Consider the following 23,633-nt stretch of genomic DNA (forward strand, 5'->3'; position numbering starts at 1 on the left):
TCCGCAAACCACTTCCCAACCCAACGCAAACCGATTTTATAAAACGATTATTACAGTTCCTGCAGGGAACAGGCCTCGTTCGGACAGGTTACCACACAGGTTTCACAGCCCATGCAGTCTGTCTCTGCACCAGTTACTTCCGCTTTGCCATCAACCATGCCTAAAATGCCTGCAGGACAAGCATCAATGCATTCGCCACAGCCTTCACATTTGCCGGCATTGATTGAGATAACATACATTCCACATCCCTCCTTTAGTGAATATTTTTAAATTCATCGGGGGTGGGCTTGGGGTGGTTGATACCTTAGCTAACTGGTTCGGAATAACAGAGTCCGGGACAGACTTGGACACAATATAATGCCTATTTCGTTGTAACTTAAATTATTCCTTCTCAAATCGTCACTTTTTTTTGACAAAGGAGTTGATGTAAAGTTTGGCAAGGGAGCAGAGGGTCTGTTACGCTTAAATAGACAACTACTTATAGAAATATAACATTGATTCCATTGTTACGTAAAGAAGTTCTTATTGTCTTACCAGGACAGAATTACCACGTTTTTGGGTTTTGCTTTGGTTTGGTTTCATATTCAAAGATAAGGTTGGGTTTCTCAAATCATTCCAGCTATTTTCCTCGTCTTGTGACGCGTTTTGCCTTTCTTGTTTTTTGAGGTAGGATTTTCTGCATCGTTGGAGAAAATAACACTGTGGAGGTGAAAGAAGTGTCGGTTTATGATATGGCTGTTGAATTGGGCCAAAGGTTATCCACCACCGAGGAATATCAAAGGGTCCTGGAAACGCAGCGGGCGGTGGCTCAAGACAAGGAGGCCCGTGCCCTGGTAAAGGAATTCCAACAACTGCAGCAGTCCTACCAGCGCATGCAGATGATGGGACACCAGTTGACCCAGGAAAACTTGAAGACCCTGGAAGAGGCGGAGAAAAAGGCTGCGGCCCATCCCATGGTGAAGGATTACTTAAATGCCCAGGCCAAGTTTTATGAAGTTGTCAACGAAGTAAACGTAAAGATACAAGAGGGACTGAAGGGCATCCCGGCGGAGGAAGAGGAAACCCAAAGCCAGGGCGGCTGCAGCTGCACCTCCAACCACGACGGTGCCTGCGGCGGTTCCTGCTCCGGCTGCTAACCCCCAATTCAAATCGGGGACGGTTCTTGACTTGAATTCACATCTATTAAACCAAGAGGTTGGGGAAATCCCCCAACCTCTCCCCCCCTATTCAAGTCGGGGACGGTTCTTGACTTGAATTCACCTGTGAAGATTCCCCGTATCATCCTAACTTTTTGTATTTGCAAAGCACAGCCTTAATGGCTAAATAATCCACTTCTTCAGGTAATGCATCTTTAATGGGTTTTAGTCGTTCCGCCCCTAATTCTTTGATTTTCTTCAGAATTAAATCTTCATATTCTTGAGGAATTAGGGTGTCCCAATCAACCTCATAACCTTCCAGTCCGCAACGCACCAGGTGATCCTGGATCGTAACCGGCTTGAGATTCCTTTCTCCTGCAATCTCTTGAACAGAATACCCTTGCTTGAATAGCTTCCATGTCACTACATGGCTCGGCGGTTCCTTCTCCCCGGCACATTCCCCTCCCTGAGCCTGTACCGTCTGGATAGAAATACCGTTTTGGCCTTTGTGTCTGAGAATAACCTCTAAGAACTCCTGTCCGTAACGATCAAATTTGGCTTGTCCCACACCCTTAATGGAAAGAAATGCCCGTTTGTCCTGTGGCAGGTGTCGGCAGATTTCCCGTAAGGTGCTGTCCGGAAAGACAATATAGGGAGGAACTTGTTCTCTTTGGGAGATTTGTTTTCGCAGTTGGCGGAACTCTTCAAACAGCAAGTCGCCCGTAGCAGGTTTTTGTTCTTTTCTCCGTACTTTTTGTAGAACTTTCTCCTGACTTTTTAGCACAGGAATGGCTTTTGGCCGGATTTTGACCACCGGGTACTGACCTTCGGTTAAATAAAGGTATCCTTCGGCCACCAATACGTTGATCATATCCGTTATCTGCTTTACTGTGTATTCTTTTAACAGTCCATAGGTGGACAGGCTGTTAAAACCGTACTGAAGCACTTTTTTATTCTGGGAGCCTTTTAAAACATCCGCCACCAGCGAGATACCGTACTGTTCTTTCATGCGGATGATGCAGGAGAAGATTTTTTGAGCTTCCACCGTCATGTCTGTTAGTTCACTGTCGTCCTTGCAATTGCTGCAGTTTCCACACTCCTCAGGGGTTTTTTCCTCACTAAAATAACTTAAAATATATTTTCGTAAACACCGCGGCGTGTGGCAGTAGTCAACCATGGCCTGGAGTTTTTGGTATTCAAATCTTTTTCTTTCCTCGGAAAGCTGACTTTGTTCAATCAAGAATTTTTGCACTTGGATGTCCTGGGGGGTAAACAATAAAATGCATTCACCCGGTTCACCGTCCCGGCCGGCCCGCCCGGCCTCCTGGTAGTAGGACTCCATATTTTTAGGCATGTTGTAATGAATGACATAGCGAACATTCGACTTATCGATACCCATGCCGAATGCGTTGGTTGCCACCATGATACTGATGTCGTCGTATAAGAACATCTCCTGGTTGCTGATTCTTTCCGCATCACTTAGACCCGCGTGGTATTTTCCCACCGCAAAGCCTTTTTTTCGTAAATACTCGTGCAGTGCATCCACTTCTTTTCTGGTGGCTGCATAAACGATCCCGGCCTGCTCCTTATTGCATTCCAGGTAATCAACCAGAAAATCCCTTTTGTTTTCTCCCCGTAATACGGAAAAATTCAAGTTCTCCCGGTTAAAACCGGTACTGTATACCAGGGGGTTTTTCAGGGACAGCAACCGCACGATATCCTGTGTTACCTCCGGCGTTGCGGTGGCCGTAAATGCTGTCACCACCGGTCTGCGGGGCAGTTCCTGGATGAACGGAGCGATGGCCAGGTAGCTGGTGCGGAAGTCGTGACCCCATTGGGATACACAATGGGCTTCATCGATGGCCAGCATGGATACCGGCAGGGCTTTCAGTTTTGTGCGAAACCTTGGGGATTCCAGCCGCTCGGGAGCCACATAGATGAGTTTGTATTTTCCCTGTCCGGCCCGGTGGATTCTTTCTTCGAATTCTTCCTGGTCCAGGGAGCTGTTAATATAGGTGGCCTCTATCCCCAGGCTGTTGAGGGCATCCACCTGATCTTTCATAAGGGATATTAAAGGTGAAATAATGATTGAAACTCCGGAAAACAACAGTGCGGGTATTTGAAAGCAAATGGATTTCCCCCCACCTGTAGGCATAATACCCAGGGTGTCTATTCCTTGTAAAATACTCTTTATGATTTTCTCCTGCCCACTGCGAAAGGAGGAATAACCATAATACTGCTTTAATATCTCCTGTGCCCTTTCTAACACAATTTCACATCCTTATACAAAGGGGAGCATCTCTAGCTTGAACCAGATAATCATGAAGTTTGTTTATCCCTTTAGAATTTTACTCACTGCAGATTCACTTAACCCTCCAAATAAAGTTCCTATATCACGCAACCCCAAGTTGCATCTTCTTTTTATTTGTTTAATGGCGTCGTTTCTTGCAGCCGTATGGGGTGTTCTTTTACTTGTCAGGTCAGACACCTGTAAACTATATTCGTCGGCGATGGCTTCTATAAGCGACATTGGTCCCAAGTTACTGGCCGGCTCCCTTATGGCTTCGTCTTCCGCATCCGGAAAATCTAATATCGCCGGACGTTGTTCCCCGTCGTTTTCGGCTTCCGTACCACGCTGAACATACTCGATATATTTTCTGCATGCTTTGGCATAATGATCAGAAAAATATTTAAGGACCAGGGAAGTGTCGACCAGGTTCTGAAGCTGATCCTCTCCCCCTGTGTAAACGGCATAACTGCTCCATGGATAATGCGCCGCATCCTTTACCATGTTGGCCTGCACAGGATTCAGATGAATATAACGAGTGACCTCGAGCAAATACTGGTCATTATCAATCACTTCACTTTTAAAACGGTCCTGGAATAAGTGCCCGCACCGTTCATATTTACGGTTGAAATACATGACGTAACTGACGTTGAGGCTCTTCATAATCTGGGAAATGTCACTGCCGTTTGTGTCCACAACCAGATGGACGTGGTTGTTCATAAGACAATAGGCATAGAATTTACAGTTAAATCTATCTTTTATACTGGCCAGTGTATCAAGAAACCTTTGTTTGTCCCGGTCATCCAGAAAGATATTTTTTCGTTCATTCCCTCGTTGGATCACGTGGTAAGTACAATATTCTCCCTTTTTAAGCCTCGGAATTCTGGGCATCACCTTTCCTCCTTTCATTTCATTTAGAAATAAGCGCTAACGGAAATTCAAGTCAAGAACCGTCCCCACTTGAATTATCTATGCTCATGACGACCCCTGCGGTATATGCTCCAATCCCCGGCAGGTCAGGATCTCCCGGTAGGTACCTCCTGATGTTGCTCTACAATTTGCCTGGCTGCTTTGTGCATGTTTTTGGCCCGGGTATAGTATGCCAATGCCGTATCCACTCTGGTTTGCTGCAGCATGATTTCCGAAATTCAGATGGCATAGGCGCCCTTTTGTTGCCGCCTGGGCAGGTCTCTCTTGTTCTCCAGGTACCAGTTTAGTAAAGATTCAAACCAATCCATTAAGGAATGGAATCCAAAGAAAATCCCACGGATGAAAAGAAACCGTAAACTTCCGTTAATCCCTCCAAAGCAGGATGTGCTGGCGATCTTAAATGCAACCGCTAATCTTAAACACAAAGCTATTCTGGTGTTAATTTACGGAAGCGGCTTACGGGTTGGAGAAGTAGCCAGGTTAAAGATTTGTGATATTTGCAGTAACGGATAAATTCAATCTCCAGTCCGTTTTCCTTGGCCATCCGTTCGGCATGCTCGCGAAGTTCCTCGCGCAGCGCGTTGGCCCAATCCGGGTAGTCGAAGATTTTGATGTTGTTTTGATATAAGTACGATGTCATACCTCCGCCGAAACAAAGCACCGGAATATTGCCATGAATCACAACCCGATCGTAGCATGCCAGTACTCCGTCAATCTTGTCTTTGTAACGCTCGGTAAGTAACATAGTACATTCCTCCATATCGCTGTTATAATTGCACAGTAATTCGACATGGGTTTAATAAATCCTATTGGTTCCGGCTTGTCCGGGTTAGGGTTAGTATTCCTAAATTCGGGGAACTTCCTCGCAAAATAAAAAGCTGCCCCCGGGGCAGCTCGCTGCAAGCATAAAAGATCACCATATTTCCCTCCGCTGGCATTACCCAGATCAGGTTCACGGTCGGTACCCTTGCGGTACCCTCTCAGCCGGCCACCCCAGCTCCCCAAAAACATATATTCACTTGTAATAGTAACTATACCAGCGAGGTTACGGTTTGTAAATGGCTGTTTATTTAGTGCGAATTCAAGTCAAGAACCGTCCCCGACTTGAATTCGCACATTTAAACCACTGGATGATGTAGCCGATGACCAGTAACCCCAGACCGGCCAGGTCGGTTAAGGGATTGGGGTCAATCATCAGCAAACCGCCGACAAAGAAGAGAATTCGTTCCGTCCATTGAGCCCGGGTAATCAGGTACCCTGAAACTGCAGCGGCTATAGCTGTCATGCCGATAAGGGATGTTGTCATCATCAGCAGCACCTTGGGTAAGGTGGTGTCAATAAGCAGCAGGGACGGGGACAACACAAAGATGTACGGTATAAGGAAGGCCGCAATGGCCAGCTTGGAGGCATTGACTGCCGTTTTCATCGGGTCACTTCTGGCAATGCCGGCACCGGCAAAGGCCGCCAGAGCCACCGGCGGGGTAACGTCTGCAATAATCCCGAAGTAGAAGACAAACATATGGGCTGCCAGAACGGGTACTCCCATCTGCACCAGTATGGGTGCCGCAATGGTAGAGGTAATCACGTAGTTGGCCGTGGTGGGTACGCCCATGCCCAGAATGATGGAGGTAATCATGGTAAAGAACAGGGTCAGCAGCAGCTGCCCACGGGCCAGGTCAATGAGGACGGAACCAAGTTTCAGGCCAAGACCTGTCTTGGTGACCACGCCGATGATAATGCCGGCGGTGGCACAGGCAATGACCACGCCCAGGGCGGCCCTGGCGCCTTCTTCCAAGCCTTTCAGGACATCCTGCAGGGAAATCCGGGTAGAGCTGCGCAGCATGGACGCACCTATGGCCAGCACTATGGCCCACAGGGCGGCTTCATGGGTGTATATCCTGAAACAAGCAAGTATACGATACCCACCAGCGGTATGGCCAGGTGGCCCCTCTCTGCCAGGATATTGCCGACTCTGGGCAATTGCTCCCGGGGGATGCCTTTCAAACAGGTCTTTTTGGCTTCCAGGTGCACACCGATCCAGATGCCGGTAAAGTAAAGCAGTGCGGGAAGGGCTGCAGCCTTCACAACATTCACGTAGGGAGTGCCCACAATCTCAGCCATTAAAAAGGCTGCCGCACCCATAATGGGGGGCATCAGCTGGCCGCCGGTGGAGGCAGCGGCTTCCACCGCGCCGGCAAACTCCGGCCGGTAACCAAGCTTTTTCATCATGGGAATCGTCAGGCTTCCGGTACCCGCGACGTTCCCCACGGAACTGCCGGAAACGGTCCCCATCAAGCCGCTGGAGAGCACCGCCACTTTGGCCGGGCCGCCGCTGGCCCAGCCGGCAATGGCGTTGGCCAGGTCGATGAAGAATTTGCCCAACCCGGTTTTCTCGAGATAAGCCCCGAATAATATGAACAGGAAAATAAAGGTGGCCGAGACTCCCAGGGGAATCCCGAAAACCCCCTCGGTGGTATAGTACAGGTGACCAACCAGTCCTTCCAGGGTTGTTCCCTGGTGGGCAAAGGCGCCGGGCAGCATGGGGCCGGCAAAGGCATAACCCAGAAAAAGGGTTGCCACAATGACGATGGGCCAACCCACCACCCGGCGGGCGGCTCCATGACAAAGAAGATGCCCAAAGCGCCCACCAGCATATCGGCGGGGGTGACGATGCCCGCCCGCATAACCAGATCTTTATAGAAGATAACAATATACAGGGGGGCGGCCACGGCCACCACCGCTAAAAGCACATCAAACCAGTGCAGTCGGCTGCGGGACCAGCTTTTTCTGGTCGGGTACAGCAAGTAGACCAGCGCCAGCCCGAAGGACAGGTGGACCGCCCGCTGGATTTGGGCGTCCAGTACCCCAAAGATGGCCGTGTACAGTTGAAAAAGTGAAAAAACCACAGCGATGACCGCCACGGCAATGCCGCTCAAGCCACCCAATCGCCTGTAATCCGATTCGCGATCGTATTTAGCCAGAAACTCGTCCATATTTATGTTGTCTGCCGCGGGTTTTACATTACGATCTGTCAAGCTTTGCCTCCTTTCTGAAGTTACTTGCTATGATTTCTGCCAGGGAACATGGCTTAACCTGTAGCCTGATTAATGAACCGGCCGGAAAGTAATCCTTGAAGTCAAAGCGCTGTCCCCTGTAAACCAGCGCATGCCCGGTCAGAGGCGTAAAAGCCAGGTTGATCTCTTTAAACCGCCGGTCTAAGCCAGACAGTACATACACACCATTATGGTTTTCCAGCCTTCCTTCTTCCGGCAAAAAGGGAGTTCCTATGCCCAGGGCCTTAAAGGTGGTGGAAGTCAGCAACAAATCATTCCCCGGTACAAGAACAAAATGCTCCTGCACCGGGGTCTTGTTAACGGAGTGAATATATTCAATGGTAAAACTTTTATCAAACAACACCGGTAACAGGAGAACCGGTTCTCCCTGCTGACTGCTCATAAGCAGGGTGGGCAGCGGTACGAATAAAAAAGTTAGCAGGATAATTGATACCAGCACCCAGGTTCTTGCGGCCCGCTGCCTGACCAAACCTGTCATTCTTACAGCAATCCCTTACTTCTCGCTAAAGTATTTCTCTGCCCCCGGGTGCATGGGAATGGAAATACCGTCTTTGGCGGATTCTTTACTAATCAGCTTGCCTACGTTATGGGCAGCTTTCAGCTTTTCTAAATTGGTAAAGATTGCTTTGGTAATATCGTAAGCGGTTTGTTCGTCCATTTTATCGGTTACCACCAGCATGGCCTTGGCGCCCAGGGAAGTGACATCTTTATCCTGGTTGGGATAGGTGCCTGCCGGGATCACCACTTTGGAGTAGAAAGGATATTTCTTGGTCAGTTGATCTGCTTTATCATCGGCAATGGGCAACAGAACCACCTTGTGCTGGGCAGAAATGTCCTGGATGGCAGCGGTGGGGAAACCGGCGGTGACAAAGGCGGCGTCAATGTTGCCATCTTTCAGGCCGTTGGCTGCCTCCGCAAAGGACAGGTACTGGGGTTTGATGTCTGCAAAGGATAATCCGTGCGCTTCCAGCACGTGCTGGGCATTGACGGTGACGCTGCTGCCGGCGGCACCTACAGCCACTTTCTTGCCCTTCAGGTCGGCAATACTCTTAATGCCGGTCTTGTCCAAAGTGACCACCTGGATGGTTTCCGGATATATGGCAGCCAGGGCCTTCAACCCTTCAACTTTCTTGTCTTTAAACAGTTCAGTACCGCTGGCTGCATAATAGGCAATGTCGTTTTGCACAAAGGCAATTTGTACGTTGCCCTGGGTTAACAAGTTTACGTTGGCCACGGAAGCCCCGGTTGACTGGGCGGTGGCGTTGGCGCCGGGGAGGTTCTTATTTAAAATTTCGGCAATGGCACCGCCCAGGGGGTAATAGACACCTGCTGTACCTCCGGTAGCAATGTTAATAAACTTCTTTTCCGCTTTTTCCGCTGCTTTTTGCTCCCCGGATTGGGAGCATCCGGTAATCAAGAGCGCCAGCATGGTAATGGCTGCCAGCAGGGCCAGTCCCTTTTTTTTCATTTTCAGCATGTGATCCTCTCCTTGTTATAATTTGGTTTGGTTAGTGTGAATCAGACTGTAGTTCTTGCCACCCCCCCCCTTTGACAAACGATTCATCCAATTGTTTGGCTGTCTAGTTTTTGATGCATATATACTATTTTCTATAAGCAACAAAAATCCTGCTATGCACAATAGCAGGATTTTTGTATTTATTTTTTATCCTTTTTTAGAAGCAGCGGGTTTGACTCTTTTTACCACCAGCAGGTTAAAAGCCATCACCGCCACTACTACCAGCCCGGCAGAGGCAGCATACAAAAATTGCGGCCCAAAGTGGTCCATTAGGAACCCGCCCAGTAAGGATCCCGCAATGCCTGCCAGCCCGCCCCCGAAGGTTGCCAGCAGACCTTGCCCGCTGGCCCGCAGGCCCGGCGGCACAATCTTACCGATGAAAGAAACCCCTGCCATGTAAAACAGGCCAAAGGACAGTCCGTGCAACAGCTGGATGACGATAATCAGGTCCGGGTCGCCGGTGACGGCAAACAGGAACCAGCGCAGCGCATAGATTCCGGCCGCCAGGGCCAGCAGCACCACTTCGTTGTAACGAGCCAGCAGCAGGCCAAACAAGGCAAAGACGGGAATCTCGCTCAGGGGCCCTGTTGTCCAGGCCCAGCCTACCTCGGCCTCGGTGCCGCCAATGCTTCGTATTAAAATACCCATAAAGGCATCATTGGCTTTATTGGTGGTATTGACCAGCGCCATGAAAATCAGGACATACAGTACTTCCCGCCTCTTCAACAGTTCCTTGAATTGTGAGGAGGTGGCTGTCTTGCAGGAGGGCGATACGTCCTTGACCAGAAATATGAGGAATATGGAAAACAGCATTAGACCCTGGTACAACACCTTCATCCACTCAATGCCCACCACTGCCAGCAGTTCCCCGGCGGCCAAAGCGGTAACGGCAAAACCCAGGGACCCCCAGAGGCGGTAGCTGCCAAAATGTTTTCCTGTCTCCTTGGAATTGGCCAGGATCAGGCAGTCCAACTGGGGAAAGGAGGGCAGGAAGAAGGCATAGAAGCCGATCAGGGTCGGGACAAGCAGGCTGAAGGAACGCAAATGAAACAGCAGGAAACTGAATAACAGGCAAGCGGTAAACTGCAGCAAGAGGAGCTTCTTTACTGTCTGCAACCGGTCACTGAGATAGCCCCAGGGAGATTGAACCAGGATTGAGACACAGGTCCCAGGGCCAATAAAATCCCGATTTGGCCGTTGGTCAAGCCTTGGGAGTCAAAATACAACGGCAAAAAGGCACAATAATCCCCACCGTGGTGAAATAAAAAAAGATAAGGAGCTTCATTTTCCACTGCAAAATTTTCCATCTCCCGAACAAAGGGTGCTTTTGCCCTTTGGCATTCGCTGCCTATTCTGTGACGATCTTCACCCCACTGCTGGTACCAATGCGGTTGGCGCCGGCCTCCACCATTTGTAAGGCCTCAACTGCGGTTTTGATACCGCCGGAGGCTTTCACTCCCATGGTTTCCCCGATGGTCCGCCGCATCAGGGCCACATCTTCCGGGGTGGCCCCGCCTGTGCCGAAACCGGTGGATGTCTTCACAAAATGGGCCCCGGCCCTTTGGGCCAGGCGGCAGGCTATCACCTTTTCTTCCTCCGTCAGGCAGCAGGTCTCAATGATCACTTTTACTATATGTCCACCGGCTGCCTGGACAACCGAGGCGATGTCCCGCTCTACATATGCATGGTCCTTTGCTTTTAAAGCCCCTATGTTGATAACCATATCAAATTCAGTTGCCCCGTGCATGAGGGCCTGGGCAGTTTCAAAGGCCTTTGCCTCCGGGGTGGTGGCCCCCAAGGGAAAGCCGATGACGGCACAAACCGGAACCCCGCTGTTTTTAAGCAGTTCCACCGCCAACTTCACATAGCAGGGATTTACACAAACTGAGGCAAAGCGGTACTCCCTGGCTTCCTGGCAGAGTTTTTCAATTTCTTCCGGGGTGGCCGCTGTCTTAAGCAGGGTATGGTCGATGAATTGATTTAGTCTATTGTTCATTTGTTTCTCCCCTTAAATTGTGTAAGGATCTAAACCCAATCAGAACTATTTTACCTGGAAAAATCTGTTTTGTTCCCGGGGGACGATCATTTGCAAATGATGGTACAGGTTTATAAATTCCCCCGGCAGTTGTCCCCCGTACTCACCGTCCAGATTGATGCCAATGGCTTTGTCCGCCTGAACGTGAATTTTTTTCGCCTGGGCATATAAAACTGTCGGATCGTTGAGGTGCTGGCCCCGCAACGCGGCATTGGCCAGATGGATAAAGTTAATGACGTTCGTTTTCTTAATAATTATTAAGTCAAACATGCCGTCATTTACCGACGCCTGGGGGCCAACCGGTTAAACCCCCCTACCGAACTTGTGTTGGCAATTAAAAACAGCATGGCTTCACCATCATAGCACTCTTCATCATACTGAATTCGCATCCATGACGGTCGCATGTGGGGCAGTTTTTCAATGCCCTTCAGGTAATAGGCTAGCTGACCAATAATTGTTTTTAATTTACTGGGGACTTCGTAGGTTAATTCGGTCAATGTCCCTCCGGCGGCAATATTGATAAAAAACCGGTGATTGTTTAATTTGCCAATGTCCATGGGAATCGTAAAGCCATCCGATAGTATTTTGCAAATCTCATCAACCGTTCGAGGAATGCCCATGGCTGCTGCCAGATCGTTGGTTGTGCCAAAGGGAAGGATGCCAAACCGGGGCCGGAAATCCCCTTCGGCCAGGCCGTTAACAACTTCATGAACAGTGCCGTCCCCACCTGCCGCCAGGACCAGGTCAAATTGCTGTTCCGCCGCTGCCTTTGCCGCCTGGGTTGCGGAACCGGGTCCTGTGGTGGCGTGGCAGACCGTTTCATACCCGCTTTCCTTCAGACAGCTAAGGATTTGGGGCAAATGGCGCTGCACCTGCTCTCTGCCTGCGGTGGGATTATAAATGATTTTTACTTGTTTTGCCATTGTATCACCTTACTATAGTATGGAGCTGATTATTAATAATAATACAAAAGCACTGATGTGGACAATCTTACCAAATATAAATTCGTGCCGTAAGGGAAATATCTAATTATTGAGGTGAAAGCCTATGAACAGAGGGATTCTCACAGCTGTTGCTTCTATTGGAATTGCTCAACTTCTTAAGGTGCCCATCAAAAAATTAGAAACCAGGCAATGGGACTGGTCTGCTGTCACACAGCCGGGAGGAATGCCAAGTTCCCACTCCGCAGGGGTGACCTCCCTGGCGACCTACGTGGCTTTGGAGCGTAGTGTGAAAACCATTGATTTTGCCATTTCCGCCATCTTCGGCCTGATTGTTATGTATGATGCCATGGGAATCCGCCGCCATGCGGGAGAAATTGCCATCGAAGTCAATGAACTGGACGTGCAGGTGGAAAAATTGGCCGGTAAAACCCCCGGGGTTTATCACGAAAAGCGCAAGGAAAAATTAAAAGAAGTACTGGGACACCAGCCCGCAGAAGTCTTCTGGGGATCTGTTCTGGGCGTTTGCCTGGGTGCTTTCAGTTACGTTATTAAGCAAAGGCGTGGGTAGTTTATTTATAAATTGGCTGCCCCTGAATAATCTGCCAGCAGAACCAACGGAAATTAAAGAAGAAAAGTTGGAAACCCCTTTTAAACCGGCCAAAGCCCATGGAGAGTTTTTTTCTATTGATTTTCTCTATTGTAATTTAAATTTGGACAGCGCTTCTGCAAGGGCATGGTTGATTAAACCATCACTGTCCGTGTTCTGATCCCTGAGGTATTTTGATAGATCTTTCTTCGAAACTTTACCGCTTTTTTCCTTTCCCCTTCTTTCATTAAAGGCAGCCAGTTTTTCCCTGTAACCGCAGCGGCAGACAAAGATTTGCCCTTCTCCTTCACCATGCAGTTCCAGTCTTTTATGGCAATGGGGGCACCTCGCATTGGTTGTTTTACTAAGACCTTTTCGATAGCCGCATTCCCTGTCCTGGCAAACCAGCATTTTGCCCTTTTTGCCGTTCACCTCAAGCAGCCGCTTGCCACATTCCGGACATTTGCTGCCGGTGAGGTTATCATGCCTGAACTTATTTTCACTGTTCTTAATCTCATGCACAACCGCTTTGGCATAGTTCTTTATTTCGCTGATAAAATTGTTTTTACTGAGAATTCCTTTGGATATAGACTCCAGCTTCTGTTCCCACTCCGCCGTTAGAGCAGGGGACCTTAAATCCTCCGGCACCAGCTCCAGAAGTTGCTTACCCTTGGAGGTGATAAAAATATGCTTCCCCTTCTTTTCAATCAAGAAACTGTTAAACAGCTTCTCAATAACATCCGCCCTGGTGGCCACCGTGCCAAGCCCGCCCGTCTTCCCAATGGTTTTAATTAAATCCGCATTTTCATTGGCCATATATTTTACCGGATTTTCCATGGCGGAGAGCAGGCTTCCCTCAGTAAACGGCTCCGGCGGCCGGGTCTCCCCTTTGGTTTGAGATAATGATACGATATTTAAAATATCGCCTTTATCAATATTCGGTAATCTTTGCTCTGAAAGGGTGTCCTGTGAATCCTCTTCCTCAAAATTATTTTCATAAACATCTTTCCAACCCTGGGCGATCACAATTTTTCCCCTGGCAATAAAAAGCTCCCCCCAATTTTAGCTTTTATTGTAGTCTGCTCGTACTCAAAAGGAGGGTACAAAACCGCCAGAAACCGTTTAACCACCAGGTCGTATATTTTTCTTTCCTTATCATTTAGGGCGCCCAGGAAAGCCGGCTGCTCCGTGGGTATAATGGCATGGTGATCCGAAACCTTACTGTTATCAACAAAGGATTTGTTTGCCTTGATTGGGCTCCTTATTATTTTGGCGGCAATTTTGGCGTAAGGGGTGTCCCCGCAGGCTTTAACCCGGTCCTTTAAGGTATCAACGATATCCGTTGAGATATATCTGGAATCCGTTCTCGGATAGGTGAGTAACTTATGCTGTTCATACAACCTTTGCATAATAGAAAGGGTTTCCTTGGCGGAATAACCAAAGAGTTTGTTGGCGTCCCGCTGCAGTTCTGTTAGGTCATATAACTGTGGGGAGAAGGTTTTTTTGTAGGCCTTCTCCACCTCTACAACCTCAGCATGTTTATTTTTTAAAGATACAAGAATCCTTTCGCATTGATCCTGGTCAAATGTTTTGAAATCTTTTGTTTTACTGTCCTGCCAGGTTAGCTTCAGGTTACCCGTCACAGCGGTGATCCCGTAAAAAGTCCTGGTTTTAAAGTTCCTGATCTCCTCTTCCCTTTTGGCAATGATAGCAAGAGTCGGCGTTTGTACTCTGCCACAGGAAAGTTGCGCGTTATGCTTGCAGGTTAAAGCACGGGTGGCATTAATCCCCACCAGCCAATCGGCCTCCGCACGGGCAACCGCCGATGCATAGAGATTTTCATACTCCTTACCGCTTCTCAGATTGTTAAAACCGTCTTTTATGGCCTTATCTGTGACGGAAGAGATCCAAAGGCGTTTAATGGGCTTCTTTACCTGTGCCTTTTCGATGACCCACCTGGCAACGAGCTCCCCCTCACGGCCCGCATCCGTGGCGATGACAATATCTCTGACGTCTTTACGATTCATTTGCTCTTTAACAGTATAAAATTGCTTGCCGCTTTGCTTAATAACAACCAGCTTTAACTGTGCCGGCAGCATCGGTAAATCTTCTATTCGCCATGACTTGTATTTTTCGTCATAGGCCTCAGGGTCGGCCAATGTCACCAGATGGCCCAGTGCCCAGGTAACGATATGCTGCTCTCCCTCAAAATAGCCGTTGCCTTTCTTGTTACAGTGCAAAACCCTCGCTAAATCCCTTCCTACGGAAGGCTTTTCAGCCAGTATCAAACTCTTGCTCATGGTAAATGATCCTTTCCAAAACGAATGGTAATAACCTTTATAATTTTTATTTTACCAGGTCGGGTAAATAAAATAAAACCCCCGCCAATCCGGGGCGTAAGGAATTACTGAACGCCAATTGTTATTTAAGTCAGTTTTTGGTGCATTTTTCTTGACGAATCCTTTGTTCAGGGTTGCCGCTCTCTTGTTTCGATTTTTATTTATAAATGTAACGCTGCCAAATCCACCCTTGGTACCAGCCCTTCTTGCGAGGCCCGGCTGAGCAGGGATGCTACCGCCTTATACCCTGTCTCGCCTATATTCTCTGTGAACTCGTTTACGTAAAGTTTGATGTGCGCTTGTACTACTTCGGGGGACAACTCTTGGGCATGGTGTAGCACGTACTGCTGTGACTCCTCCGGGTGTGCCCACGCATATTTGACCGATGCCCGAATCCAGCCGGCGATTGCAGATAGATCCAGTGACCGACGGGCGATAATCGCTCCCAGCGGGATGGGCAGGTTGGTATCAGCCTCCCACCAACTGCCTAAGTCGGCCAAGAGGTGTAGCCCATATAAAGGATAGGTAAAGCGTGCCTCATGGATCACAAGCCCAGCATCAACCAAACCTTCACGCACCGCCGGCATAATCTCGTGAAACGGCAGGACTACAATCTCGCCCACTCCCCCTGGCACATGTTGAGCTGCCCATAACCGAAAAAGTAAGTAAGCGGTTGATCGTTCACTTGGTACCGCCACCCGTCTGTTGGCTAGCACTGCTGGATCCTTGGTGCTACCCACTCTGTTTGACGTCAGTACCAGTGGCCCGCAGCCTCTACCCAACGCGCCCCCACATGGCAGCAGCGCGTACTCGGATAATACCCACGGTAGAGCCGCGCACGAGATCTTGACTACCTCCGTCCCGTCGGGGCCGGCTGCCAGACTGTTCGTGATGTCGATATCAGCGTAGGTGACATCAAGCTTAGGTGCACCGGGTATTAGTCCGTGTACCCAAGCGTGAAAAATAAACGTGTCGTTGGGGCAAGGAGAGAAGGCAATTTTCATAGTAGCACCTCCGACAATACTGAGCTAGCAGCTTCCAGAACGTCTAGAGCCTCTTTGATTCGCCATGCAGCCCGATCCCGTGGACCGACCATGTTTGAGATAGCGCGAATCTCCAGAACTGGCAAACCGCAATCATGAGCCGCGAGTGCCACGCCATACCCCTCCATAGCTTCGGCAGTGGCCCCTGGCACCCTTGCAGCCAGTTCGGTGGCGCTCGTAGCCGTACCCGTAACGGTTGATACAGTGAGCACAGGACCGGTATTGACTGGCAGCTTAGCCGCTAGCAGCGCCCCAGTAACCCGGTCCACCAGGCTAGCATCGACCTGGACGCGGGTGGAGCCGAAGCCCAACTCATCCAAACTACAAAAACCTTCTGGGGTCTCCACTCCCAAGTCAGCGGCGACGATCTCGTTCGCCACCACGAGTGAACCCACCTCAGCTCTACCAGGAAAGCCTCCACCGATACCAGCGCTGACAACCAAGCTATATTCGGCAGTTGCCAACACCTTAGCCGTGTTAACTGCGGCCGCTACCGGGCCGACACCCGCCACCAAGACGTCAACCCTTGTATCGCTGTGTAGCCCCCGCAACACGGCATCCCTCTCCGCCGAAACAGCGGTCATTACAAGGACGCGCATCCCGGGTTGCCGTCTGCGAGAACTTGAAACATGTGGTTTTTCTGCTTTTTGATCTAAATTCATTTCATTCTATCTCCCTTATATTGTCCTTATAATATATAGCCCCCATCCTTATTTACCTCTTAACAAAACATAACTATCCCTCATTTGTGATAAGGTTCATTCTTCAATATCTTAAACCAACGGTATATCTGCTCCATAAGAAGAAGCCTCATCAGTTGGTGGGGAAAAATTAATTTTGATATTGATAGTAGCAAATCTGCCCTCTCAACAACAGAAGGTGCCAACCCTACCGACCCTCCAATAATGAAGGTGACGTCACTGCGGCCATTGAGTGCCAGTTCCTGCAGCTTATCCGCCATTTCTTCGGAGGAGTACATTTTTCCCCGGGGATCCAGGACAATAAGGAAGGTGCCGGGGCGGAGTTTTTTCATTAATCGTTCGGCTTCTCTTTGGCGGACTTGGTCTTCGATGGCCGGGGAGGCGTTTTCAGGCCAAGGTTCGTCGGGGACTTCGGTGATGTCTAGTTTGGCATAGGGGGTCATGCGTTTGAGGTATTCTTTGATGCCTTCAGAGAGGTATTTTTCCTTTAACTTGCCTGCAGCCAAGATGGATATCTTCATGGCGGTCTCCTTGATTAGGTTATTAGAAAAGGGCGTGCTTGTGGCACGCCCTTTGGTATTTTTTCCCGATGTCGTTGAATTATTCTCTGCGGATGCGGGCACCGAGGCTGGTGAGTTTTTGTTCGAGATTTGCGTAGCCGCGGTCTACGTAGTTTACGTTGCCGATTTCTGTTTCGCCTTGAGCCATGAGGCCGCTGATGACCAGTGCGGCACCGGCCCGGAGGTCGGATGCTTTGACTTTGGCTCCCTGCAGGGAAGGAACGCCTTCGATAACAGCCATGCGGCCTTCTACTTTGATGTTGGCGCCCATGCGTTTTAGTTCATCGGCCACCCGGAAGCGGTTTTCAAAGATGTTTTCTACAATAATGCTGGTACCAGGTACCGTGGATAGGAAGGACATCATTTGAGACTGCATATCGGTTGGGAAGCCGGGGTAGGGCATGGTTTTGATGTCGATGCTTCTGGGCTGCATGTTGGTTGCTTTAATGTGGAGGGTGTCTTCCCCTTCCAGGACTTCCACATTGGCTTCCCGCAGCTTGGCGCTGAGGGGTTCCAGGTGGCGGGGAATGACGTTTTCCAGCAACACATCGCCTCTGCTGGCAGCGGCAGCAACCATGAAGGTTCCTGCTTCGATGCGGTCGGGAATAATGGAATAGCGGCCGCCCTTTAGGCGATGGAAGCCTTGAATTTTAATCAAATCGGTACCGGCCCCGCGAACTTTGGCTCCCAGGGCGTTTAAGAAGTTGGCCAGGTCGACAATTTCCGGCTCTTTGGCTGCGTTTTCAATGACTGTCTGGCCCTTGGCCAGGCAGGCTGCCATCATGATGTTTTCGGTGGCCCCCACACTGGGAAAGTCCAGGTAAATTCTGCTTCCTGTCAGGCGTCCGGTTTTGCCCTGGATGGAGCCCCTTTCCAGATTTAATTCTGCTCCCAGTCCCACCATGCCTTTAAAGTGCAGGTCCATGGGACGAACGCCGATATTGCAGCCTCCGGGCAGGGAGACGGATGCTTTGCCGTAACGGGCCAACATGGGTCCTAAAAGCAGGTTGGATGCCCGGAGCTGTTTTACCAGTTCGTAGGGCGCTTCCTCCTCTAACCGTTCGGGGCTGTGGAGGGATAATGTCTCCTCTGCCAGCCAGCGAATTTTAACACCCATGGTTCCCAGAATTTCTAATAAAATCCGGACATCACTGATATCCGGGACGTTTTCTAAAATAACCTCATCCTCCGCCAGTAAAGCACCACATAAAATAGCGAGGGAAGCGTTTTTAGCACCACTTATCTTTACCTTGCCCTGGAGCGGTCGTCCTCCTGCAATTATAAGTTTGCTCAACTGTTTTGACCTCCTAATATTATGTCGCTCCCCGAATCAACAGAAATATATTCTCTAAGGAACAGGATAATTCCTGCTTTCTTAACAAATGCTGGCCAAAAGTCCTACAATTGGCTCAATTTTTCGTGCTCTCGCGCCCAGTGCTGGTAATTTCTTTCAAATGTTTCCATTTTTACCCCCAGCGCATCGGGTATGGCCTGGTCGATTTTGTTGTTCTTAGCCAGGCTCTCCAAAATGGCTTTCAAGGATTCTTCACCATAGACTTCCGCGATGTAGCGGACAGCCAAGTAGGACTGCCGGTAGGCCAGCGATTGGTTGGGCAGGCTGTCAAAATATATGTCCATTTCGTCCAGCCGGTAAAGGGGTTGGTCCAATGAGGACTCTGTATTTTCAAATTCAAAACCTGTTAACTTAAATTCTTCATACTGGGCTATACCTCGGTAAACCAGCGGGTGTAATTGCCTACGGTGACATAATCCACCACCAGGTGGGTAAACTCATGGGCCATGGGGCCTGAATTCATAAATTCATCCCGGTAGAGGTGAGGGTCTTCTTCGGCAACCCATACGTTGGGGGAAAGAACCCGGATAACACCGGTCCAGTAGACGCCCATGGCGCTTTCGTTGGCCGGCAGCCGAAGTTACGGTTTAGTTCCGATCTGGAAGGATAAACGATCACGGGAATCTTTGACCGGTTGGTGTACCCGTATTTCCCGGCGATAGGGTTGTAAAACTTTTCTGCTGTGGCCAGGACCAGCCGGGCATCTGCTTCATTTCCTTCGGGATAGCGAACGATAAAATGGTCCCCGTTCAGGGTCTCCATATGGCGGGTGGTCCAGAGGGCCTTTTGTTTTAAGGTCTCACGGAAGACCGTATAGGTGCCGGAGCGAATCACGTTTGGCAGTTTCACAAAGAAAGCTGCCAGTACAAGTAAGGCAGCCAGGGTGATTCCTAAATAACGGTGCATTCTAGCCGCATCTGTGTTTTGTTGAACTTTAGGCATAGTAGCACCTCTTCTAACTAGTTAATCAGTTTCTATTATAGTACCCTGATGGTGCCAGTCCTAGTGGAAATATAAAGAAGCCGGGCATTTATCGCCCGGCTTCCGCTTTCCAACTTTCAATGGATTTGCGTGCTTCTTCGGCTTTTGGTCCGTCCTTCTGGGTTTCCAGAACTTTTTCCATATGGGCTATGGCAGCCTGGTAATCCTTCTTGGCCGCCAGCAGTTTGGCATACTGAAAATTCACATCCGGGTTGGCAGGTTCAATTTCCAACGCCTTTTTTAATTCCTGTTCCGCTTCATTGGTTTTGCCTTGGGTGTAATACACCAGTGCCAGGTCTTGGCGGGCGGAGATATCCTCGGGGTCCAATTGTATCACTTTTTCATAGGTTCCCCTGGCCTGCTCCACCTTGCCGGCCTGACTGTAATAGGAAGCCAGGGAAAGCAAAAGTCCTTTGTCATTGGGTTTGTCCTTAGACTGTTCTTCCAGTAATTTAATGCGCTCTTCCAGGGTAGTGGGGGCCTGGGACTCTTTTTGAGCGCCGCCGAAACCGGTCCAAACCAACGAGGAACCGATTAAGCCCAGTGACAGGACTGCTACCAATACCCCAAAGACGATACGCTGCAGGCGTTTTTGCCTGGCCCGGGGAGATAAGTGCTTAAAAAACAAACTTCTTCACCTCAGTTTACTGCCAATAATTGCTATGGACAATCATAACAAATTGTTCAATAAAAGTAAACCTCCCGTGCAACATCCGGGAGGTATCATACGTCTTATATATAGCCGATGGGATTTCTAGGCACCCCATTAACGATTACTTCAAAGTGCAGGTGCGGTCCGCTGGATCTGCCGGTGGAACCAATTCGACCGATGTTTTGACCCCTTTCAACGCTTTGACCCACACTGACATTGATGGTGGATAGGTGGGCGTAACGGGTTACAATACCGTTGCCGTGACTGATGTCCACACATTTGCCATAGCCGCCGTACCAGCCGGCCCGGATGACCCGCCCGGAGTTATAGGCGCCCACGGGAGAACCGTATGGCCTTCCCAGGTCGATACCGGTGTGCATGCGCCCGTTTCTCATACCGAAGGGCGATAAAATGGCGCCGCCCGGCCTGTAACCACGGGATGCCACCATGGTCTGAGCACTGCGTTCAATGATCTGCGGCTTTGCTTCTTTCAGTACTTTTTCACTTAAAATGGTTCGCTCGGTCTCCAGACCGTTTACAGCAATAATCTTATAGGTAACTTCCTTTTGACCGGTTTCACCCTTCTGGATCACTTTTGTCCTACCAAAGGGTAGTGTGGAGTTTTTTCTCACCTGCTGGGCCAGGACAATATCTTCCTTAACGGTTTTTTCGGCAACAGCCACCACATTGATGATGGGTTCCGGCACGCCGACCATTTTGATCTTCTGGCCAATCTGCATTTTTTCAGGTTCAAATCCCGGGTTGTTAGCCAGCAAATCGTCCGGGCTTACTTTGCATGCAAGGGCAATGTCCCACAGGGTGTCGCCTTCTTTTACCGTGTAATACCTTGGGGTGTCCGATTCACCTTTGAGGCGGCTTAAAGCAGCCTCCGGCGACAACACTCTCTCTGCCTTGACAGGTACTTCCACCACGGCAACCTTTTCCTGGAAGTCTACCTTAAAGTCAGAGCCCACCTGGAAGGACTGTTTTAGTTTTTCCAGCACCGTTTCTGCTGTTGCCTTATCTTTTACCGCTACCTTTAAACTGCCGTTTACCTCTATGCCTGCAGCCGTAGCTTCAAAGGTTAACCTCTGGGCCAGCAGTTGTTTGAGTTTTTCTTCACTAACTAAATCAGTCTGTGACCCGGTTTTCTTATATGTAATCTTTTGCAGGGATTTCACGTTGGGTACTTTGTCCTGTTGTTCTTTGACTAACGAATTAACGACCGCTTCTGCCACAGCCTTGTTTTTTACCACTGCCACAATCTGACCGTCAACTTCAACGGCACAAGCTCCGTTGGCTCTTGCTGCGGAAATCATTCCAAAAACCAACACCAAAACCAAAAATGCGGACATGCCTTGCTTGAACGTTTTTGGCTGTTTCTCCAGCCAAGCCTTCATAGACGCAAACTTCTCTTGTAACCGCATGGTTCAACTCCTTTCGGGAACAAATCTGATCATTCTCTATGGAACCCTATTCAGTTGGAAAAGAAGTCGTAGAAAGGCAAAATAAGGCACGTATATTTTACCACAATACTTTGTCCGAGTAAAGTTTTTGTAAATGACATGTTGTTGTAAATGACAAAGGACTCCGCTCCCACAGTGATAAAACGGAGTCCTTTATTTTTTAAGCCAGTCCGGCCTGCTTAACCTGCAAATAGATGGCACATTCAAACCGTTTTCTGGCCAGATGACAACCGATTTCGTAAGGTTTCAGCAAATTGTCATTGAAGGCCTGGGCGTTGGCATGACAGCCGCCGCTGCAGTAAAATTTGGCCCAGCAGTTGGTGCATTGGGGCTTGTTGTAAATGTGGGCCTGGCGGAATGTTTCTATAATGTCCGGGTTTTTAATGCCCTCGTTCACATGGCCCAGTAAAAACTCCGGTTTGCCGACAAATTGATGACAGGGGTACAGATCTCCCTCCGGTGTGACCGCCAGGTACTCATAGCCTGCACCGCATCCGGACAGACGTTTGGGCAGGCAGGGGCCGCCGTTTAAATCGATGTTGAAGTGGAAGAAATTAACCGGCTCTCCGGCTTCCCGGCGGGCCAGGAGTTGCCGGGTTAACTTCTCGTACTCTTGCATCAGGACGGGAAGGTCCTCTTCCCGGAAGGCATAGTCTGTCTCGTTGCCTGCCACCACCGGTTCCACGGAAATATCCCGGAAGCCCTGCTCCGCCATGTGGAGGACATCCTGGCTGAAATCCAGGTTGTGCCGGGTATAGGTTCCCCGGATGTAGTAACCGCCCGGCGGTTTTTGCTGTACATACTCCTGAAATGCCCCCAGCACCCTGTCATAGGACCCTTTGCCCGCGGGAGTGGGCCGCATGGCATTATGGACTTCGGGCCGACCGTCCAAACTTAATACCGCAGCCATTTGGTTTTCCAGGAGAAACTGCTGCACCTCTTTGTTTAATAGCACGCCGTTGGTGGTCAGGGTAAATTTGATTTCCTTGCCGGCCTGTTTGGCTTTTTCCCTGCCGTAGGGGACCAGCTCTTTGATCACTTTAAAATTAAGCAGGGGTTCCCCGCCGAAAAAATCAATTTCAATGTGTTTACGGTTACCCGATTGATCAATCAAAAATCAATGGCTGCCCGTCCCGTTTCAGCGGACAGCAAGCCACTGGGGCCGCCAAACTGCCCCTGGCCGGCAAAGCAGTATTTGCACCGCAAGTTGCAGTCGTGGGCCGCGTGGAGGCACAGGGCCTTGACCACACCGTCCCTCCTGGGCCGGTAGCCCTCCTGGTGTGGATCGGTGGTATACAAAAGGCCTTCCTCTTGTAGAGTGTTTATTTCAGCCAGTGCCTGTTCAATTTCCTCTGGGTTGTACTGAGGGGTCAGGGTCTGTAAGATTCCCTCCCCGGATTTTACCTGGTAGAGTTCTAAAATATCCCACACCAGTTCATCCACCACATGGACTGCCCCGCTGTGGACATCTAAGACAATGCGGACACCGTCAAATATAAATTTATGTATCATAAAGCCCTCCGATTAGAAAAGCTTGGTTTTCTGCTTCCTTGTGCCCTTTGATACAACAGGGGCTTGGCGGAGCTTAGCTTTTCTTACACTATCAACGATAAAATTTATGCGCCAAATAGTCAAAAAATTACCTTATCCCCACGGGGAAAAGGATCCCGAGGAGACAAGGTTGTGGTTTTGCTGTGTTTCCGACTTGAACTGCTTACGCTTGCTTGGCGCAAACCTGGTTGCCTACGGTGCAAGAGGTTTTGCAAGCAGACTGGCAGGAAGTGGCACACTCACCGCAACCGCCGGTTTTCAGGGTTGCAGTTAAGGACTTCTTATTTAATGTGAATTAAGTTGTCAAGGTATTGACACTTTGGAAATAAATAACAGCTCCCCTTGTTATCCTAAAATGTTCTTGGTGAGCCCCAGAGGTTAACTTAAATTAAAGTGGCGCCGAAGGGAAGTCTTGACGGACGGGGTCCCCGCGTGTGGTACAATCGAGTAACCGGCGGGGCGCAATCTGTTAAAGCAA

General features: G+C 49.5%; 21 protein-coding genes, 4 pseudogenes and 1 riboswitch. Of the genes and pseudogenes, 3 read left to right on the forward strand and 22 right to left on the reverse strand.

Annotated features, from left to right (window positions below; genetic code table 11):
- Window positions 1-50: 50 nt before the first annotated feature.
- Window positions 51-239, reverse strand: a complete 189-nt coding sequence (locus tag P378_RS00710) for a 4Fe-4S binding protein (RefSeq protein ID WP_099081921.1) — start codon at window positions 237-239, stop codon at window positions 51-53.
- 477 nt (window positions 240-716) lie between these two features.
- Between P378_RS00710 and P378_RS00715 the strand changes: the two genes are divergently transcribed.
- Window positions 717-1,136 (forward strand): YlbF/YmcA family competence regulator, encoded by a 420-nt coding sequence (locus tag P378_RS00715; RefSeq protein ID WP_099081936.1) that lies wholly within the window; start codon window positions 717-719, stop codon window positions 1,134-1,136.
- Window positions 1,137-1,278: 142 nt separating this feature from the next.
- On the opposite strand, the gene recQ is transcribed toward P378_RS00715, so the two are convergent.
- The 4 genes and pseudogenes from recQ to P378_RS23850 all read right to left on the reverse strand — a co-directional run bounded on the left by recQ (window position 1,279) and on the right by P378_RS23850 (window position 6,957).
- On the reverse strand, window positions 1,279-3,405 hold the full coding sequence (recQ, locus tag P378_RS00720) for a DNA helicase RecQ (RefSeq protein ID WP_099081922.1): 2,127 nt from the start codon (window positions 3,403-3,405) through the stop codon (window positions 1,279-1,281).
- A gap of 63 nt (window positions 3,406-3,468) precedes the next feature.
- Window positions 3,469-4,314, reverse strand: a complete 846-nt coding sequence (locus P378_RS20345; protein ID WP_143338377.1) for a transposase — start codon at window positions 4,312-4,314, stop codon at window positions 3,469-3,471.
- A 466-nt stretch (window positions 4,315-4,780) separates the two neighbouring features.
- Window positions 4,781-5,098 (reverse strand): hypothetical protein, encoded by a 318-nt coding sequence (locus P378_RS19195; protein ID WP_180260910.1) that lies wholly within the window; start codon window positions 5,096-5,098, stop codon window positions 4,781-4,783.
- Between the two features lie 161 nt (window positions 5,099-5,259).
- A riboswitch (TPP riboswitch) is annotated at window positions 5,260-5,367 on the reverse strand.
- A 67-nt stretch (window positions 5,368-5,434) separates the two neighbouring features.
- Window positions 5,435-6,957 (reverse strand): annotated as a pseudogene (locus tag P378_RS23850) (TRAP transporter permease).
- 155 nt (window positions 6,958-7,112) lie between these two features.
- On the opposite strand from P378_RS23850, the gene P378_RS23270 reads away from it, so the two are divergent.
- Window positions 7,113-7,250: a hypothetical protein gene (locus P378_RS23270; RefSeq protein ID WP_338013796.1), complete on the forward strand. Its 138-nt coding sequence runs from the start codon at window positions 7,113-7,115 to the stop codon at window positions 7,248-7,250.
- Window positions 7,251-7,374: 124 nt separating this feature from the next.
- Here the strand turns inward: P378_RS23270 and P378_RS00740 are convergent, their stop codons facing one another.
- The 6 genes from P378_RS00740 to P378_RS00765 all read right to left on the reverse strand — a co-directional run bounded on the left by P378_RS00740 (window position 7,375) and on the right by P378_RS00765 (window position 11,901).
- Window positions 7,375-7,905: a DUF1850 domain-containing protein gene (locus tag P378_RS00740; protein WP_099081923.1), complete on the reverse strand. Its 531-nt coding sequence runs from the start codon at window positions 7,903-7,905 to the stop codon at window positions 7,375-7,377.
- Window positions 7,906-7,920: 15 nt separating this feature from the next.
- Window positions 7,921-8,904, reverse strand: a complete 984-nt coding sequence (locus P378_RS00745; RefSeq protein WP_099081924.1) for a TAXI family TRAP transporter solute-binding subunit — start codon at window positions 8,902-8,904, stop codon at window positions 7,921-7,923.
- Window positions 8,905-9,090: 186 nt separating this feature from the next.
- Window positions 9,091-10,122 (reverse strand): MFS transporter, encoded by a 1,032-nt coding sequence (locus P378_RS00750; protein WP_099081925.1) that lies wholly within the window; start codon window positions 10,120-10,122, stop codon window positions 9,091-9,093.
- Window positions 10,123-10,291: 169 nt separating this feature from the next.
- Complete coding sequence (gene deoC / locus P378_RS00760) at window positions 10,292-10,939, reverse strand: deoxyribose-phosphate aldolase (protein WP_099081927.1); 648 nt, start codon at window positions 10,937-10,939, stop codon at window positions 10,292-10,294.
- Window positions 10,940-10,984: 45 nt separating this feature from the next.
- Window positions 10,985-11,248 (reverse strand): hypothetical protein, encoded by a 264-nt coding sequence (locus tag P378_RS20350; RefSeq protein WP_238472683.1) that lies wholly within the window; start codon window positions 11,246-11,248, stop codon window positions 10,985-10,987.
- Window positions 11,249-11,256: 8 nt separating this feature from the next.
- Window positions 11,257-11,901 (reverse strand): YegS/Rv2252/BmrU family lipid kinase, encoded by a 645-nt coding sequence (locus P378_RS00765; RefSeq protein WP_238472684.1) that lies wholly within the window; start codon window positions 11,899-11,901, stop codon window positions 11,257-11,259.
- A 124-nt stretch (window positions 11,902-12,025) separates the two neighbouring features.
- Here P378_RS00765 and P378_RS00770 point away from each other — a divergent pair, with 124 nt between their 5' ends.
- Entirely contained in the window at window positions 12,026-12,490 is a 465-nt protein-coding gene (locus P378_RS00770; RefSeq protein WP_099081928.1) for a divergent PAP2 family protein, read from the forward strand.
- A gap of 126 nt (window positions 12,491-12,616) precedes the next feature.
- Here the strand turns inward: P378_RS00770 and P378_RS00775 are convergent.
- The 11 genes and pseudogenes from P378_RS00775 to scfA all read right to left on the reverse strand — a co-directional run.
- Window positions 12,617-14,808, reverse strand: a pseudogene (locus P378_RS00775) (DNA topoisomerase III).
- 200 nt (window positions 14,809-15,008) lie between these two features.
- Complete coding sequence (locus tag P378_RS00780) at window positions 15,009-15,851, reverse strand: 1,4-dihydroxy-6-naphtoate synthase (RefSeq protein ID WP_099081929.1); 843 nt, start codon at window positions 15,849-15,851, stop codon at window positions 15,009-15,011.
- Complete coding sequence (locus P378_RS00785) at window positions 15,848-16,552, reverse strand: futalosine hydrolase (protein ID WP_099081930.1); 705 nt, start codon at window positions 16,550-16,552, stop codon at window positions 15,848-15,850. The genes P378_RS00780 and P378_RS00785 overlap by 4 nt, the downstream gene beginning before the upstream one ends.
- An 80-nt stretch (window positions 16,553-16,632) precedes the next feature.
- Complete coding sequence (rlmH, locus tag P378_RS00790) at window positions 16,633-17,112, reverse strand: 23S rRNA (pseudouridine(1915)-N(3))-methyltransferase RlmH (protein WP_099081931.1); 480 nt, start codon at window positions 17,110-17,112, stop codon at window positions 16,633-16,635.
- Window positions 17,113-17,191: 79 nt separating this feature from the next.
- Window positions 17,192-18,445, reverse strand: a complete 1,254-nt coding sequence (gene murA, locus P378_RS00795) for a UDP-N-acetylglucosamine 1-carboxyvinyltransferase (protein ID WP_099081932.1) — start codon at window positions 18,443-18,445, stop codon at window positions 17,192-17,194.
- 104 nt (window positions 18,446-18,549) lie between these two features.
- Window positions 18,550-18,894, reverse strand: coding sequence for a peptidase MA family metallohydrolase (locus tag P378_RS20355; protein ID WP_420795954.1), 345 nt, complete (start codon window positions 18,892-18,894; stop codon window positions 18,550-18,552).
- A 70-nt stretch (window positions 18,895-18,964) separates the two neighbouring features.
- Window positions 18,965-19,447, reverse strand: a complete 483-nt coding sequence (locus P378_RS20360) for a hypothetical protein (RefSeq protein ID WP_238472686.1) — start codon at window positions 19,445-19,447, stop codon at window positions 18,965-18,967.
- 88 nt (window positions 19,448-19,535) lie between these two features.
- Window positions 19,536-20,114, reverse strand: coding sequence for a tetratricopeptide repeat protein (locus P378_RS00805; protein WP_099081933.1), 579 nt, complete (start codon window positions 20,112-20,114; stop codon window positions 19,536-19,538).
- 104 nt (window positions 20,115-20,218) lie between these two features.
- Window positions 20,219-21,565, reverse strand: a complete 1,347-nt coding sequence (locus P378_RS00810; protein WP_099081934.1) for a M23 family metallopeptidase — start codon at window positions 21,563-21,565, stop codon at window positions 20,219-20,221.
- Window positions 21,566-21,764: 199 nt separating this feature from the next.
- A pseudogene (gene scfB, locus P378_RS00815) lies at window positions 21,765-23,116 on the reverse strand (thioether cross-link-forming SCIFF peptide maturase).
- A gap of 202 nt (window positions 23,117-23,318) precedes the next feature.
- Window positions 23,319-23,447 (reverse strand): annotated as a pseudogene (gene scfA / locus P378_RS00820) (six-cysteine ranthipeptide SCIFF); the annotation flags it as partial.
- Window positions 23,448-23,633: the final 186 nt, after the last annotated feature.

Source organism: Desulforamulus profundi (assembly GCF_002607855.1).